Origin of the sequence: Photorhabdus namnaonensis (genome assembly GCF_001684335.1) — a bacterium.
Classification (GTDB): domain Bacteria; phylum Pseudomonadota; class Gammaproteobacteria; order Enterobacterales; family Enterobacteriaceae; genus Photorhabdus; species Photorhabdus namnaonensis.
In genome coordinates this window covers 1-329 of record NZ_LOIC01000101.1, presented here as the reverse complement: position 1 = coordinate 329, position 329 = coordinate 1, and the positions used below count along the sequence as shown (strand labels likewise).

Below are 329 nucleotides of genomic sequence, written 5' to 3'. Positions count from 1 at the left end.
CGGAACATTTCTACGCCAGTACACGTGGTTTTCGTTGTGTCTTTGATACCAACGATTTCCACTTCTTCACCCACTTTAACAATACCGCGCTCTACACGACCGGTTACCACGGTACCACGACCTGAAATCGAGAATACGTCTTCGATTGGCAGCAGGAATGGCTGGTCAATCGCACGCTCTGGTTCTGGGATGTAGCTGTCCAGCGCTTCTGCCAGCTCCAGGATTTTGCTTTCCCACTCGGCATCGCCTTCCAGCGCTTTCAGCGCAGAACCACGGATAACCGGAGTATCGTCGCCTGGGAAATCGTACTGAGACAGCAGCTCACGCAC

Annotated in this window: 1 protein-coding gene; it reads right to left on the bottom strand. The window is 53.2% G+C overall.

The annotated features are described in order from the left end of the window. A partial coding sequence (locus Phpb_RS22785; protein ID WP_240492671.1) for an EF-Tu/IF-2/RF-3 family GTPase occupies positions 1–329 on the bottom strand: 329 nt, incomplete at both ends.